The organism is Enterococcus sp. 4E1_DIV0656, from assembly GCF_002140695.1.
Lineage (GTDB): Bacteria > Bacillota > Bacilli > Lactobacillales > Enterococcaceae > Enterococcus_D > Enterococcus_D entomosocium.
Genome location: NZ_NGLF01000002.1, coordinates 732,884 through 748,552, shown reverse-complemented (window position 1 = coordinate 748,552; position 15,669 = coordinate 732,884). Strand labels below are relative to the sequence as shown.

10 protein-coding genes are annotated in these 15,669 nt (G+C 46.9%); 3 read left to right on the top strand and 7 right to left on the bottom strand.

What is annotated here, in order from left to right:
• Nucleotides 1–10: 10 nt before the first annotated feature.
• The 5 genes from A5882_RS16775 to A5882_RS16755 form a co-directional block, all read right to left on the bottom strand.
• Complete coding sequence (locus A5882_RS16775; RefSeq protein WP_016613590.1) at nucleotides 11–2,149, bottom strand: transglutaminase family protein; 2,139 nt, start codon at nucleotides 2,147–2,149, stop codon at nucleotides 11–13.
• Nucleotides 2,146–3,189 carry a DUF58 domain-containing protein gene (locus A5882_RS16770; protein ID WP_005234735.1) on the bottom strand — a complete coding sequence of 348 codons (1,044 nt, stop codon included), beginning with the start codon at nucleotides 3,187–3,189 and terminating at the stop codon, nucleotides 2,146–2,148. The genes A5882_RS16775 and A5882_RS16770 overlap by 4 nt, the downstream gene beginning before the upstream one ends.
• A 2-nt stretch (nucleotides 3,190–3,191) precedes the next feature.
• Nucleotides 3,192–4,130 (bottom strand): MoxR family ATPase, encoded by a 939-nt coding sequence (locus A5882_RS16765; RefSeq protein WP_086373176.1) that lies wholly within the window; start codon nucleotides 4,128–4,130, stop codon nucleotides 3,192–3,194.
• A 192-nt stretch (nucleotides 4,131–4,322) separates the two neighbouring features.
• Entirely contained in the window at nucleotides 4,323–6,164 is a 1,842-nt protein-coding gene (locus tag A5882_RS16760) for an FAD/NAD(P)-binding domain-containing protein (protein WP_086373175.1), read from the bottom strand.
• A gap of 37 nt (nucleotides 6,165–6,201) precedes the next feature.
• The gene (locus tag A5882_RS16755; RefSeq protein WP_016621584.1) at nucleotides 6,202–7,197 is read right to left on the bottom strand and encodes an ROK family protein; all 996 of its coding nucleotides are present in this window, start codon (nucleotides 7,195–7,197) and stop codon (nucleotides 6,202–6,204) included.
• 172 nt (nucleotides 7,198–7,369) lie between these two features.
• On the opposite strand from A5882_RS16755, the gene A5882_RS16750 reads away from it, so the two are divergent.
• Nucleotides 7,370–8,176: a Cof-type HAD-IIB family hydrolase gene (locus A5882_RS16750; protein ID WP_042890481.1), complete on the top strand. Its 807-nt coding sequence runs from the start codon at nucleotides 7,370–7,372 to the stop codon at nucleotides 8,174–8,176.
• An 85-nt stretch (nucleotides 8,177–8,261) separates the two neighbouring features.
• On the opposite strand, the gene A5882_RS16745 is transcribed toward A5882_RS16750, so the two are convergent.
• Both A5882_RS16745 and A5882_RS16740 read right to left on the bottom strand, forming a co-directional pair.
• A complete protein-coding gene (locus tag A5882_RS16745; RefSeq protein ID WP_034872311.1) occupies nucleotides 8,262–10,412 on the bottom strand; it encodes a GH92 family glycosyl hydrolase in 2,151 nt (716 codons plus the stop codon).
• Nucleotides 10,413–10,417: 5 nt separating this feature from the next.
• Nucleotides 10,418–11,470, bottom strand: a complete 1,053-nt coding sequence (locus A5882_RS16740; RefSeq protein WP_016613583.1) for a substrate-binding domain-containing protein — start codon at nucleotides 11,468–11,470, stop codon at nucleotides 10,418–10,420.
• Between the two features lie 155 nt (nucleotides 11,471–11,625).
• Here A5882_RS16740 and A5882_RS16735 point away from each other — a divergent pair, with 155 nt between their 5' ends.
• Complete coding sequence (locus A5882_RS16735; RefSeq protein WP_016613582.1) at nucleotides 11,626–12,915, top strand: glycoside hydrolase family 125 protein; 1,290 nt, start codon at nucleotides 11,626–11,628, stop codon at nucleotides 12,913–12,915.
• Nucleotides 12,916–12,988: 73 nt separating this feature from the next.
• Nucleotides 12,989–15,667, top strand: a complete 2,679-nt coding sequence (locus A5882_RS16730) for an alpha-mannosidase (protein WP_016613581.1) — start codon at nucleotides 12,989–12,991, stop codon at nucleotides 15,665–15,667.
• The last annotated feature ends 2 nt before the right edge of the window (nucleotides 15,668–15,669 follow it).

Sequence of the window (15,669 nt, the reverse complement as noted above, 5' to 3'; positions counted from 1 at the left end):
TCCTCACCGCTTAGTTGATTTTTTTCAGCTGACTGATTTGGGCAGCGACTTGCTTCAAGAAGGCTTCTTGGCCAGCCGGCTGTTCTTGACTGTAAAGGTAGGCTTCGTATTGCTGCGTCAAGCGGATAAAATCACCATGAAACAGTGGATAGAATGCTTCGAGTCGTTGGGCATAATCGATCAACGGCTCCGCCTCGTTACGGTACAAAACTTTCGTCGTTTGCCTTAAAAACAAAGGATAGGCAGCAACTAGCGGCTGTTTGTTAAAGCGGCAGATCAACCATAAACGAATACGGAAAAACGAATGGCGGAAATAGAAAAGCAGGCCAAGTCCTAGGAGAGCTAAGCCTCCAAAGAAGCCATTGCGCAGCGTTTGTTTCAGCTCCTCAGTCAACCAAACATCATTGGTAACCGAGGCTGTTGCAGAACTGCTGGTCGTGGTTTCACTACTTTCTGTTTCCGTGCTGCTCGTTGGTGTTGTCTCGCTGCTAGCGGTCGGTGTTTCTTCTGAGCTAGTAGATTCTTCGGTCAACACGGGACGATCTGGATTTTGGAAACTAGGTGTCGGTTCAAAAGGCACCCAACCGTATCCGTCAAAGTAGACTTCCACCCATGAGTGGGCATTCAAGTTACGGACAGTATAAGTAGTGATGCCGTTTTCTGTCACGGGGGATCCAGGAGAAAAGCCTTTAGCCCAGCGAGCAGGGATCTCTAAACTCCGTAGTAGCACGACCATTGCCGTGGAAAAATTGTCGCAGTAGCCGACTTGTGATTCAAATAAAAATTGATCAACGTAATCTTGCTCTTCTGCAGGCACGACGGCATCGGTCTTGGAATAGCGGAATACGAGCGGATCTTTCAAATAGCTTTCAATTGCGGTGACTCGGTCAAACAGACTGTTGCTGTCAGTGGTGATCGCAGCGGCGAGATCTCGTACCCGCTGCGGCAAAGAATCGGGTAATTGGATATAATCGATCGGAGAATCCGGATAGATCAAAGGCAGATTTTGAAGATTTTCTGCGGAAAAATCTGGATGGTCCCAATCGAGGGTCAAGGCCGTGTCTGGTAGCGAATCAATCAAATCGACCCGTTGAATAGCGTCGCTGATTTGAAAGCCACGCGCGCCGCTTTCAAGGGATAACCTACTGCGGCCATAGGGCAATGGCACATAGTCTCCATGGTTTTGGAATTGGATCCGCACTTGTTCATTCTCAGGATAGGTTTGTTGATAGCTCTGGTCAGCGATGGTGACATCGTCTGCTTCCAAGCGAACGTCTTCGCGGCTCGTACTGATCCAGCCTTTACCAGAATAAAAGTCTTTGCTTTCCACCCGCCAGTAATGCGGGGTTTCTTGTTGCGCTTCAAATAAAATCGTCGCATCATCAAGTAGTGGTCCGCCTAATTGACGATCATTTTCACTGAAACCCGTGCGAGAACCAGTGGGGGTGCCATGTTCTTCAATAAATTGATAAAAACCCAGCTGATTCAGATTTGTCCGTATAGGCGTGGAACGGGCTGCCAACTGATCCCGCACGCTCGTTTGCGGCAAGTAGACAGCAGTGACGGCTAAGCCACCAATCAATAGCATCACACCAAACCAAGGGGCGATCGTTTGACTGGATCGAAAGGTGCTGCGCTGGATCAGTGAAGAAGCCAGTGCGCAAAGAAAAATACCAATCAAATGCCACGTCAAGTCAAATTGATTAAAAATCACGACTGTCAGCAAGTAGCCGATCATGGTACCGTAAATCAAGAAAAAGCGTTGATAAGCAATCGGTAAGATCGCTAAAAACAAGACCCAACTAACGATCAATGTCACCGCCGCCAGTTCGGTGATATAGCCGACTTCACCACTGAGGATCTCTTGAAAGGCACGGTGCAGGTCTAGCAAAAAACGCAGTAGCCAGTCAAAAGAAAAGGCAGTCCCATAAGGAAAGATCCGATACAAGACGATCAGCCAAGCGGCTGCCAGCAAAGGCAAACTGTAACGGACTTTCGGCACGACGGTCAAAATCAAACAGATACTAAAGGCATAAGTTAACAGGGTGAACTGATTGCCAAGGTCATAAACTGCGATAAACGGCAAGATCACCAGTGATAGACTGAGAAGGGTCAAAAGACCAATCAGTGCTTTCTTAATAAATCTCATCCTACCACCTCCTCAAGTTCATTCAACTGCCTCATTAAATCAGCGTAGGTAAACACTTGGCAGCTGTTTTTTGCTTCCAACTGACTGAGGTAGTTTTCCAGTTGTGGGGTGAAAACCGGGGTAATGAAGATAAGATGGCTGCCAGTCAAGAGCGGTACCCCTTCAGGAACTTTCTCGAAGGGAAGGATCTGGGCATAGGCAGCGGCATCCGTTTGGTAAGGAGAAGTCAATCCGTCACCAATCAAGAGCGGCTGAAAAAGTCGTTGATTTTGTGAGAAATGGTGGATCGAATAAAACAGTGTCAAGGTCTCTTCAAAAGCAGGATGATCTTCTCCCCAAAAGAGCAGAAAGATGTCTTGTTCTTCTTCGTATTCTCGTTCGCGATAGATCAATTCCTGTTGTTTGCTGGATAATTTCCAATCGATATTTTTTAATGAATCCCCTAACTGGTATTGACGGAACTGTCGAATAGAAAAATTGGGTTCCCCATGGGTTTGGCTGCGGACTTGCTGTTTAAAAAATGGCAATAGGGCAACGGCTTCTAGCTTCAATTTCGGTAGGATCAAAATCGATTGTTTCGCACCTGCAGCGTAGCTTTTTTCAAAAAAGCCAAAGAGATCATGGCTGTACAATTGAACGGGCAATTCTTCATAGCTGCCGCGCTCCTTTGGGGTCCAAGGCAGATGGAGCCGAATCAGATTGCCTCGATAAAAGGCGCTGTGATGACTATTCTTGAAACGATCGTCAAACTGCAAGGTGAAATCGACCAGCGGCAGCAGCGTCGGGCGATACTTGAAGACTTGCAGCGGTAAGGTGATCGCTGTCTGTGTTTCAGCTTGGATCGATTCTTCTAAAACGATTTGGACCTTCTTGAGGGAGGGCAGCAAGAATACTGCGTCAAGCAACAATAACAGAGTCAGTAAAAACCAGAGGCTCCAACCGGCATTATTATTAAAGATCACACAGTAAGCCAGCAGCAAAAAATAGGCAGCGCTAAACAACAGGAGGCGCAGCACGCGTTCAAGCTTTTTTTTCTTCATCGCTATTTCCTCGTAGGGACAGGCACCCGTTGGATCATCTGTTTCATCAAATCTGAAAGGGTCTCCGCGCTAGCATGAACGCCGCCTTTCAGTAATAAACGATGACCGAAGACTGCTGGTGAAATTCGCTGCAAGTCTTGCGGCGTGACAAAGGTCCGTCCTTCCGTCAACGCTAACGCTTTTGCCCCTTTTAAGAAGGCGATCCCACCACGAGGACTGATACCAAGGTCAATGGCATTATGCTGGCGGCTCGCTTGAACCAGCTGCAATGCGTAACGGGCGACCCGCTCATCGACATACACGTCGTCCACCATCGCTTTCAAAGCGGTCACTTCATCAGCATGTAAAATGGTTTGGATCTGATCCAAGCTTTGCTGTCGTTTTCCAGTCAAGAGGGCGAGCTCATCTTGAAAATCTGGGTAACCGATATGCAGGCGGAACAAAAAACGATCCAATTGGGCTTCGGGCAAGGGATACGTTCCTTCATATTCGATTGGGTTTTGGGTAGCTAACACAAAAAAGTGGGGACTCAATGGGTACGTTTGATTGTCGATGGTGACATGATTTTCTGACATGGCTTCTAAGAGCGAGGCTTGCGTCCTTGGTGTGGTTCGGTTGATCTCATCTGCCAAGAGGACGGAGGTGAAGATCGGGCCGGGACGAAACTCGAACTGGTGGCTTTGGGAATTAAAAATCGACACACCTAACACATCGTTAGGTAAAAGGTCTGGGGTAAACTGTACCCGCTTGTAGTCACTTTGAATGGCTTTGGCTAATGATTTGACCAACATCGTTTTCCCAACACCGGGGATATCTTCGAATAAAACGTGTCCACCAGCAAGCAGCGCAGCCACGGTAAATTGGATCACATCTCGTTTGCCTAAAATCACTTTTTCCACTTCTGCGATCAAGGCATCAATTTTTTGTAATTCAGCGGTCATGAAACAACCTCCTTGCGTTCTTTTCTTCTATTGTAACGGTTTTCTAGGACTGTCGCAATTTTCGTGTAACAATTAAAGAAAATTTCAAGAATATTCAAAAAAAGAAAAATCCTTTCTGCGGATTTGCGAAAGAAAAACAAAAAACTTCCGAAGCGTTTCCTCGGAAGTTTGCGTTTGATAGAAAAGAAGCGACTAGAAGATGTGGTGTAAGAGGTCAGCGGCGATCTGGTCCGCCTGCCGTAAATTCCAAGCATCGGTTCCTGGCTGAGCAGTGGCAGCCGTCAGCCAGTGGATGCCTTCTGTGGGAATCCCGAAACAATAGAGGGCAGTGTAGGGGCGTTCATCTGGTCCAAGGACCTGATTGGTCTCAGGATCGATGGCGATAGCACCCGTCTCAAAAGGCACCTCATTGGGTATCGGCAACCGGTGCGGGTGAATGATCCGATCGTTTAGCAGTTGCCGCAATAAGGAATTGTTGGTTCGACGAATCGCTGTCGATGGAATGCGGGCCTCAATTAGTTGCGTCGCGTGATAGCGTGTGTCGGGAAATCGCTTTGAATACGTACAATAAGCCTCCTCAATCTCAACAGTCATGTCAGGACCTAGTAAGGTCACCACTCCGGCTTCCATCAAGGCGACCAGTTCCTGCAGTCGTTGAACCGGCGGACCGATCGATAAAAAGCTGTTAAAGGGAACGAAAGACTGCCAAAAGAGTGTTTTCAGGTCTTTTGCTGGCATTAGCTGATGATCGAGAACAAACCGAATCGGGTCACGCAGATCTTTGAAGACTTCCAAGGCACTGCTGATAGGTCCCGCTAGATTGCCTTTTTCGGCATCTTGGATTTGGGTACGTAATAGCGCAATGAAAAAGTCTTGCAAGGACTGCTGCTCTTTCTGAGCAAAGGGATCGGCTAGTTGGTGCCATGACCACCATTCCCTCTTAGGAAGCTGCCATTTTTTTAGCAAGTCTTCAGATCCTTCCGTGGCAACAAAGGCGGTGGTAAAAGCGTCAAGCTGCTCTTTGTCAAGCCGCTGTTTTTCTAAAAGCAGCGTCTGATAATAGACGAGTTCTGCCTCTTTCTTTAAATAGAAGAGCAGTGTCTTGCCAGCAACCGTTTTGGCTGCTTGCCAAGCAGCTAGGCGTTCAGGGGTCAAAAAAACGGGCTTTCGCTGCTGCGTTGGTGTTTTTTGATTGCGGCCACGAGGATGATACGGGACACCCCGACGAGAACCGGCGATGATTTGCGGTTCTTCACCAGAAGGTTGATAGACGAGGGATTCATTGACTTTGACGAAGGTTCCGCCCCGACCACTGGTCAAGCGGGTGACGTAATCGTAAAAGGCAAGTCCTAGTCCCCGTAAAATCACAGGTTCTCCGGCTTTCACAGCCGTTAGATCCGTATCTGCCGCATTGGCTGGCGGTGCATAAAACCAGCCATTATTTTCTGCGGCAGCCGCCAATTGTTGTTCCCCTGATGACAGTTGGGCCTGTGAATGGCCTGTAGCTAAGACGACGGCATCAACAAGGAATGTTTGGTGAGCCGTCGTCAACTGGTAGCGATTTTTGGAAAGAGGGATCAAAGAGCTGACACTATCTGACAGATGGTTGACGGTAATGGATTCAGGTAGCTCTATTAACAACTGCTGATAAAACCACTGTTGATAGAGTCCATATAACGCCCGCGAGCAATGCCCGTGAGGATCAAGTGAATCAAGTGCTGTGCATTTCGCAATGAGCTCAGGGGCATGCGTGGCTGCGAAATGTTTCCCTTCTGTCACTGCCCATTCGTATAAGGTAGGTCCTTTGACCACGGGGCCGCCGGTGCTTAATGTGTCATCCGTGAAAAGGGTGACTTGGCTGGTCACAGAATTCAATAGCAAATCTGCCGATTGGTCCGTGCGCCAAACTGCCCCAGGAAGAAAAGGATCAAACAGCAGCAAGTCGATGGCTTGTTTGTTTTGTTTGCTATGAGCAATCAGCCGTTCTGAAAGTGAAAGTCCACGAGGACCAGCACCAATGATCGCTATTTTCATATCACACCACCTCAATTATTCTATGGTCTTTGTGTCATCAACGGGCTAAGTCAAAAGGTGTCTTGCGGAAAATCAGCCAGTGCATGCCTAGCACCATGGCTTCCTCGATAGCATCGATATAATGGAAAGCGGGCTGATTGGGTTGTTGCTGCAGCAATGGATTTTTTTGGATCGCGTCTAGGAGATCGGTTTTTACTGCATCACTGCTGGCTAAAATGATACAGTGGGGGGCAAAAGCTGCATTGTAAAATGGCAGTATGCTTGTCAGGCGCTGGACCAAAGCCGTGCGGTCTTGCGGTGCACCTTGATCCAAGTAGCCGGGTAAAAATTTTGCCTCTCCCGCTAGGGCATCTTTTCCTTCTAAAAGCGCACCATTGACTAGGAGCGTGATACCGGGCATGCTTTTTTCAGGATTGTACATGCCAACGATGGTTTGCTGCAAGGAGATCTGTTGGGCGATGCAATAGCCGATCGTTAAAATATGGGCATCGTTTTGACAGTAGAAGGGCAGTGCAGTGACCTCTGCCACGAGGGCTGCCAGCTGCCAGCCGTTAAATTTTTCATACCAGCTGGAAGTCACGGTTCCTCCACTGATTTTTCCTGGTAAAAAGAGGGCGATCTGTTCCACAGAAGGAAATAATGCCAGCTCGTTCGTTACACATTCTTGAAAGCGATGAGGGGCAACATCAGGAAAGGGCTGGTCGTGTTTTGCCAAAACCTTCCCCTTGCGGTCGATCAGCATGGACCAAAGAGCCAAGGAGCCATCGTGATCGATAAAGCTAAGCAAAAGAGAATGACCTCGGTCTTGATTTAGCTGATAGGTCACTGCTGGTCGTCCTAGCTCTTTTTGCTCCAGCGGACCTTTCGTGATTTCCCCCTCTGTTAACAATTCTTTTAATAATGAGTTAGTGGTGACCATGCTGATGCCGGTTTTCTTCACTAAATCGGAGGCGAATAATGCCCCGTTTTGAAACAAAGTTTTTAAAACCAGCTGTTTGTTTTGCTGGCGAATGGTATGGGTGGTAGAAGCCATAAATGTTCTCCTTAATGAAGTGATTTAATTAAGTATACCGACGGGATGAAACGATGTAAAGTTTTTAAAAGACTGACTTGACGGAAAACTTGAAAATAAGTATACTTAATTAATAACGTTAATTAAGTGATTTGGAATGAAGAGGACACGAGGTAGAGGGGAAGAGAAACGTATGATCAAATTAGTCATCACAGATTTAGACGGTACATTTTTGAACAGCCAAGGCAGTTTTGATCGGCCTTATTATGAACAAGTCAGCCAACAAATGAAAGAAGCGGGTGTTGCTTTTGCTGCGTGTACCGGCAAACAGTGTGAACGAGTGGAAGAACTGTTTGGTGAAGCAGCAGCGGATGTTTGGATTCTTGGGGATAGCGCGACCCGCATCAAACATCAAGGAGAGTACATCTTTGAATCGCTGCTGCCAAACGAATTAGGGCGGCGGATCATTGCGAAGCTCGCTGCGATTGCGCAAGATCATGTGATCATCGCTTGTACACCGACTGCGGCGTACATTGCTGACACAACCAATGAAGCGGATGCGCAGAAAGTGCGTGGCTCTTATCGGGTGGTCAAAACGGTGGCGGATTATCAAACTATCACAGAAGATTTTGTGAAGCTTACTATTTTTGATCCCAAACTACGTTGTTTTGAGCATGTCCAACAGTTAAGCGAATTTACCAATGAAGCGTACATCGTGGCTTCGGAAGCCGCTTGGATCGATATCACCAATCAAGGCGTCCACAAAGGAACGACTGTGGCACACTTGCAAGAATTGCTGCACGTCACACCCGAGGAGACAATGGTTTTCGGCGATGGCTTGAACGATTTGGAGTTGATGGCAGCTGGCACGTTTAGTTTCGCCATGAGCAATGCCTTTGAGGAAGTCAAGGCAGCGGCAGCGTTTGTGACCAAATCAAACGATGAAAATGGCGTGCTGAAAACTATCGAACGTCTGTTACCGCTACAAATGAAACAATAAAAAAATCGCTCCCTGGCAGGGACAGCGTGCACTTTCAATTGACTGAAAGTAGACTGCTGCCTGTTGCTAAGGAGCGGTTTTTTCGTTATGCATGTGGTTGACTGACGCTATAAGGATAGGCATCGGCTGACCACTCTTTGCTGCGAGGGACGATACCTAGCTGGAAGTTCAATGTACCACCGGCAGTCAATTCTTGGTGGGTGAAAAATAATCGCTCGAAGGGTTCTTCGTTCAATGTAATTTTATCCACGAAGAGCTGTTGCGGCGCATTGGGCGTGCTCTTGATCACTAAGTCTTTGCCTGAAGCAAGATGCAGTGTTGCTTGATCAAATAAGGGCATGCCAATGACATATTCGCCTGTCCCCGGTGTGACTGGATAAAAGCCCAAGGCATTGAAAATGTACCAACCAGCCATGCTGCCGTTGTCTTCATCGCCAGGAAAGCCTTTTGGTGAGTCATTGAAGCACTGTGTCAGTAGCTGCTTGATCAAGGGCTGTGCCATTTCTGGTTTGCCCAAATAGCTGAATAGATACGGATAGTGGAAGCTTGGCTGATTGGAGATCGCCAGCTGACCAAAATCGAGTGCGGCCATCTCACTCATTTCATGGATCTCGAACCCGTAGCCTTCTGTCGTATAGCGAGGTTCTTGATTGCACAAGTCGATCAGTTTTGCTTCAAAGGCCGCTTTGCCGCCGTGTGCAGTGATCAAGCCAGCGAAATCATGGTAAACAGCAAAACTACTTTGCCACGCACTGCCTTCTGCATAATCCAAGCCCCAGCGTGTGTCACTAAACTCTGGACGAAAAGCGCCATCTGGGTCTTTTGCCCGCATAAAGCCGGTCTCCTGATCGAAAATGTTGCGGTAATTTTGCGATTGCTGCTGATAATAGTCTGCTTGCTCGTCACCCAGCTGTTGCGCGACTTGTGAGATACAAAAATCACTGTAACAATAATCAAGGGTGTGATTGACCGATTCATGATGCGTCAATGGCACATACCCGTAAGTCAAATAGTCCGTCGTGCCGCGCCGACCATAATTGGGATTTTCACTTTGGACGGTGGCACCTTTTTTCATCGCTGCTAAAAATTCGGGCATCAAATCGGGACGGATACCTTTTACTGCGGCATCAGCGATCACGGCATCGATCAGCGTCCCGGGCATCAACCCCCGCTCATCAGGTGATAGCCATTTTGGTAAAAAGCCGCTTTCGCGATAACTGTTCAAAAAGCCTTCCAGCATGTCTTCCAATTGTTCGACAGCCAAGAGTGAAAAGAGCGGGTAGACAGTTTTATACGTATCCCAAAAGCCGTTGTTTGTGTACAGTGGTCCTGGTTTGATCGCTTTTGCCAAGGTATCCCAGTGCACTTTGCGACCCTCTTGATCGATTTCGAAGAAGGTTTGAGGAAACAAGAATAAGCGATAAAAATTATGATAAAAAGTAGAAACTTGTGCTTGATCGTGATGCTCGATCTCGATTTTTTGCAAAAAATGATTCCATTGCTGTTGGACAGAAGCCAGATAATCGGCAGGAGCCCATTGCTGTTCCCGCTGCAAGTTCAAACAAGCTTGTTCGCGACTGAGAAACGAGGTTGCAAAACGGATCGTCTGTGTTTGGCAATCATCAAAGCGGAGAACGACGAAGGCTTCTTTGCCTGTCAAGGCACCTTCGATCGCCGTGATGGGTGTTTCAAAACGATAGACGAAATGGATGGTGAAGCTTTCGTCTTCGCATCCTGAAAATACGATCAGTTGACCAGCCACTGTCTGTTCATCCAACTGTTCTAAGACATAGTCACCCGGCAGTGACAAGCCAAGACCCGGCTGATCCCCGCAGTTTTCAATAGACAGCACACCGCCATACATACTGGGAATCAAAGTCGTTGTTGTTAAATACCGCTGCGTCTTGATTTTAAGAAAGGCTGGATTAAAGGTGCTTTCTTCCGGACGATACGAGCTTTGCGCATGGAAAAGGGTATTTTCAGAAAGCGTGCCGTTTATCGGCAGCATCGTCAGATGGCTGAAATCACCCATCCAAGGGCTAGGCTGATGGGTGATGCGAAAGCCCTGAAAGGTTCGATCTTCTGGATGAAACCACCAACTGCCTCGTTGATCGCTGGTTTGCGGGGCAAAGTAGTTCATGCCAAAAGGAACCCCTGTATAAGGCAGGCAGTTGCCATGGGAAAAACTATATTGGTTGTCTGTTCCGTGTCGTGTGTCGATCATTGATACGTTCACTTGGTTCACTCCTTTAATTGGGTTGATTCTCTTTTGATCAAAGAAACAGCCACTAAATGGGTGGTCGTCTCCGTTGGTACTGGGGGTGCTGCCTTCGCAGCGTTGATTTTCTCAATCACTTGGTTTCCTGCCAAGCGCCCCATCTCCGCAAAATTCTGCCCGATGGTCGTTAGTGCTGGATCAACGAGGGCAGCGGCTTGGATATTATCGAAACCAACCAGGGAAATGTTGGCAGGGACGTGCAAATCTGCTTGACGCAGTGCACGCATCAATTCGATGGCGATCAAGTCATTTTCACAGACGGCTGCCGTGACCTGATGTTCTTCCAGGTAGGCAAGCGCATTTGCGATACTGGCAGTAGCGTCGTCTAGCTTGGTGCGAAAGGTTCTTTGGTTTTTTTTCAGCGCATCGATGTAACCTAGATAACGCTGACGGACGGATTGTGGATGGTGGGTATCACCAAAAATATAAGCGATCCGTTGATGCCCCAACGCAAGTAAATGCTCCGTAGCTAGCTGTCCACCTTGAAAGTTATCTGGCATGACCGCTGGAAAATCAAACTCATGCAGCTTTTTATCTAAGGTCACGATAGGAAAGTGTTTTTCAGCACATTCGAACAGCAAGTCATAGTAAGAAAACGTATTGCTGGCGTAATAGATCAGGCCGTCGAATTCTTGCATCAGCTCAGCTGCCGTCGTTTTTTCCAAATAATCCACTGGTGTCATCAAAAGTTCAAAGCCGTGTTCTTGCATCACGGGGTAAATGCCTTCGGTAAAGTTTCCTAAAGAGAGATCATTGGCAAAGGGCAAGACAAACAAAATTCGTCCAGTCGCTTTTTTTTCCTTCAATTCTCGGACAAAGCTGCCGCTGCCTTGCACGCGATAGATCAGCTGATTTTGTTCCAGTTCCGTCAAGGCTCTTTTAGAGGTGATCCGACTGACTTGGTATTGTTCAGATAGTTCTTTTTCAGTAGGGACACGACTGCCCGGAGCTAATCGCCCTTCAACGATGGCTTCGTGAAGCTCCGAGTAAATTTTTTTATATAATGGTTGTTTCATAAGAAAACCCCTTTTGATATATCATATTTGTTAGCATACCATAAACCGATAAAAATGAAAACCCTTTAATTATTTTGAAAAAGCGCTAGACATTCACATGATTCATGATATACTAGGTTCGTAAATTGATATATCAAATCAGGGAAGGTGATGGAATGGTTTATAAAGAAATACCAACTTCAGTAGCAACATTTATGGAAACGATTACGGATCTATGCGGAGAAACGCATGCCGATTGGGCGAAAAATTTTAATGCAGCTTTTGCTAATACACTATTAACGACGGTCAAGCGTCATGAGGATGGCACGACCTTTTTACTGACGGGGGATATTCCAGCCATGTGGCTGCGAGATTCCACTGCGCAAGTTCGTCCGTATTTAGTGATCGCCAAAGAAGATGAAGACTTAGCAAGTATGATCAGCGGGTTGGTCAAGAAGCAATTCTACTATATTACGATCGATCCTTACGCAAATGCCTTTAACGAATCAGCCAATGGCGCTGGCCACCAAACAGACGATACAGAAATGAACGATTGGATCTGGGAACGCAAATATGAGATCGATTCTTTGTGTTATCCGATCCAACTGGCCTATCTGCTATATAAAAACACAGGCAGAACAGATCAGTTCAATGATGATTTTGTAACAGGCATCAAAAAAGCCTTGGAGGTGTTTGTAACAGAACAAAACCATGAGGAATCCCCGTATCGCTTTGAACGGGATACCTGGCGAAAAGAAGATACCTTGACTCATGACGGCAAAGGCGCGCCGGTGAAACCCGTTGGCTTGACTTGGTCAGGTTTTCGACCAAGTGATGATGCCTGCAAATACGGCTATTTGATTCCCTCCAATATGTTTGCGGTGGTGGTCTTAGGCTATATCCAAGAAATCTTTACGACGGTTTTAGAAGACACAGCGATCGTGGCACAAGCGAAAAAATTGCAAGCAGAGATCGAAGCAGGGATTAAAGCATACGGGTTGACCAAAAATCAAGCTGGCGAAGAAGTCTACGCGTATGAAGTGGATGGATTCGGCAATGGCACACTGATGGATGACAGCAACGTGCCGAATTTGATCGCTGCCCCTTACTTGGGGTATGGCAGTATGGAAGATCCCCTTTATCTTCAGACCCGTAAAACGTTGTTAAGCAGTGAAAATCCGTATTTCTATGAAGGCAAATACGCTAAAGGCATTGGCAGCTCTCATACGCCAGAAAATTATGTGTGGCCGATCGCCATGGCAATGGAAGGCATGACCACCACTGACAAAGAAGAAAAGAAACGAATTTTGGATCAGTTAGTGGCGACAGATGCGGGTACAAATTTGATGCATGAAGGGTTCGATGTCGATGATCCTTCGCAATACACGAGAGAATGGTTCTCTTGGGCGAACATGATGTTTTGTGAATTGGTCATGGATTATTTCGATATCCGAGTGGAAAAATAAGCAGCACGACCCACGACCGTTCGAGTGACACAAAAAGCAGTCCAACGACGCAAACAGCGAGGAGTAAAAATCAATGAAGAAACAAGTTTATATCATCTCTCACAGCCACTGGGATCGGGAATGGTACATGCCTTACGAACAGCATCACATGCGGCTAGTTGAATTGATGGATGATCTTTTAGAGTTAATTGAAAATGACCCTGAGTTCCACAGCTTCCATCTAGATGGGCAGACGATCATCTTGGATGACTATTTAGAAGTGCGACCTGAAAAACGCGAAGCGGTCAAAGCGGCCATCAAACAAGGAAAATTACAGATCGGTCCGTTTTATATTTTGCAAGATGACTTTTTGATAAGTGCTGAATCAAACACCCGTAATATGCTGATTGGAATGGCAGAAAGCAAAAAGTGGGGCACCCCTGTTATGTTGGGGTATTTCCCAGATACTTTCGGCAATATGGGGCAAACCCCGCAAATGATGCTGCAAGCCAATCTTGAAAGTGCTGCATTTGGACGTGGCGTCAAACCAATCGGCTTTGACAACGAAGTTTTACCCGATGATCAATTTACTTCCCAATATTCTGAAATGCATTGGGAAGGTCCAGATGGCAGTCAAATCTTTGGTCTACTTTTTGCCAACTGGTACTCCAATGGCAATGAGATTCCAGTGGATAAAGCAGAAGCCAAAGCTTTTTGGACACAAAAACTGCAAGATGTAGAGAAATTTGGTGCCACCAATCATTACTTAATGATGAATGGGGTCGATCATCAACCTGTCCAAAAAGACATTTCGGCAGCGATTCGTACAGCTAACGAGCTTTTCCCAGAGTATGAATTCAAACACGCCAGCTTTACCGAATACCTTGAAGCGGTGCAAGCAGATCTGCCAGATGACCTAGGAACTGTCACAGGTGAATTGACCAGTCAAGAAACCGATGGTTGGTATACTCTAGCCAATACCGCCTCTTCCCGAGTCTATCTGAAACAATGGAATACAAAGGTTTCCCGCCAATTAGAAAATGTCGCTGAACCATTAGCAACTATGGCTTATGAAGCAAGCGGCAGCTATCCTCACGATATGTTGGATCATGCGTGGAAAACACTGATGCAAAATCATCCTCACGACAGTATCTGCGGCTGTTCAGTGGACGAAGTACACCGAGAAATGATGCCGCGGTTTGAAAAAGCCAATGAAATTGGTAAGTTCGTGGCAGATGAAGCGTTACGCAATTTAGTAGCCGCCATCGACACGAGCAGGTTTCCTGAGGAGAGTCGTCCCTTTGTGGTCTTCAACACCACTGGCAGCACCCGTTCTGGTTTAGTGGAAGTCGTGATCGAACTTGAGCGTAAAACATTCCGTGAAGGATTGCCAAGCAAGCTTTACCACGAATTATTGGCGAAGCCAAAAGGTTCTTATTCGGTGATCGATGAACAGGGGAAACCTGTTGCTGCGATCATCAGTGAAGAAGAGGTCCTTTTTGACTATGAATTGCCTAAAGATGCCTTTCGGATTCCTTTCATGAAACGCTTTGTCACGGTTCAAGTAGAAGCAAACCAGTTGCCGGAATTTTCATGGCAGACCTTTGCCCTAGTGGAAAAAGCCGCTACGCCAGTAGAGAGCGCACCGATCGTTTCAGAAGGAGGGCGTAAACTTGCCAACGCACATTTGGAAGCCGTCATTACTGAAAACGGCAGCTTGACGATTACAGACAAAGCAACCCAAAAAACGTATCGCAATTTACTGGTTTTCGAGGATGTGGGGGATATCGCCAATGAGTACATCTTCAAACAACCAGAAGGGGATCAAGCAATCTTATCGACGCAATTTCCGCATCAGGTGACGATCGAACAAAACGATCCGCTGGTGGGAATTGTGCGACTGACACAAGAATTACAGATTCCTGTTTCAGCAGATGACCGCTTGTTAGAAGAACAAAAAGCTGTCGTCGATTTCCGTTTCCGTAAAGCACAGCGGAGTCAAGAATTGGTTGCTTTCAAGATCGAGACGGAGATTCGCTTAGAACGAACCAGCAACCGCCTGGCATTTAAAACCACCGTCAACAACCAAAGCAAAGATCACCGACTGCGGGTTTTATTCCCAACAGGGATTATCACGGATTTCCATGAAGCTGACAGCATTTATGAAGTCGTAAAACGGCCGAATCAGGTTTCCAGTCATTGGGAAAACCCAACGAATCCGCAGCATCAACACGCCTTTGTCAACTTGCATGATGAAACAGGCGGCATGACGGTTTCTAATTTTGGTTTGAACGAATATGAAATCGTGAAGGATCAGATCTGCTTGACCTTGTTGCGCTGTACGGGAGAGCTAGGCGATTGGGGCTACTTCCCAACACCAGAAGCGCAATGCTTAGGCAGCCACACCTTTGAATATGGCGTAGCCTGTCATGGGGCTCCTGAAGAACGTTATGAAACGTATCGCCAAGCACAAGCTGCCCAAGTTCCTTGGACGGCAAGCCAGACCGACAAGCATCAAGGCAAGCTAGCCAGCAGCAACCAATACATGGAAGCTCATGGAACGACGGTAGCTATCACCGCCTTAAAACGCAATCGCCAAGACCAGCAGATCGTTTTGCGGGGCTATAATTTGGCGGATCAAGCCACTGCCTTTCATGTGCAAAAAGAGCAGGCGACACTCTGTCTGTTGAACCTATTAGAGGAAGAACAAGCATCGTCCGTCAATGAGCAATTACACCCATATGAAATTCGAACCATTGGAGTAAAGGAGTGAGA

Coding starts and splice junctions, on each gene's coding strand:
- A5882_RS16775 (WP_016613590.1), bottom strand. CDS start 2,149: ATGAGATTTATTAAGAAAGCACTGATTGGTCTTTTGACCCTTCTCAGT.
- A5882_RS16770 (WP_005234735.1), bottom strand. CDS start 3,189: ATGAAGAAAAAAAAGCTTGAACGCGTGCTGCGCCTCCTGTTGTTTAGC.
- A5882_RS16765 (WP_086373176.1), bottom strand. CDS start 4,130: ATGACCGCTGAATTACAAAAAATTGATGCCTTGATCGCAGAAGTGGAA.
- A5882_RS16760 (WP_086373175.1), bottom strand. CDS start 6,164: ATGAAAATAGCGATCATTGGTGCTGGTCCTCGTGGACTTTCACTTTCA.
- A5882_RS16755 (WP_016621584.1), bottom strand. CDS start 7,197: ATGGCTTCTACCACCCATACCATTCGCCAGCAAAACAAACAGCTGGTT.
- A5882_RS16750 (WP_042890481.1), top strand. CDS start 7,370: ATGATCAAATTAGTCATCACAGATTTAGACGGTACATTTTTGAACAGC.
- A5882_RS16740 (WP_016613583.1), bottom strand. CDS start 11,470: ATGAAACAACCATTATATAAAAAAATTTACTCGGAGCTTCACGAAGCC.
- A5882_RS16735 (WP_016613582.1), top strand. CDS start 11,626: ATGGTTTATAAAGAAATACCAACTTCAGTAGCAACATTTATGGAAACG.
- A5882_RS16730 (WP_016613581.1), top strand. CDS start 12,989: ATGAAGAAACAAGTTTATATCATCTCTCACAGCCACTGGGATCGGGAA.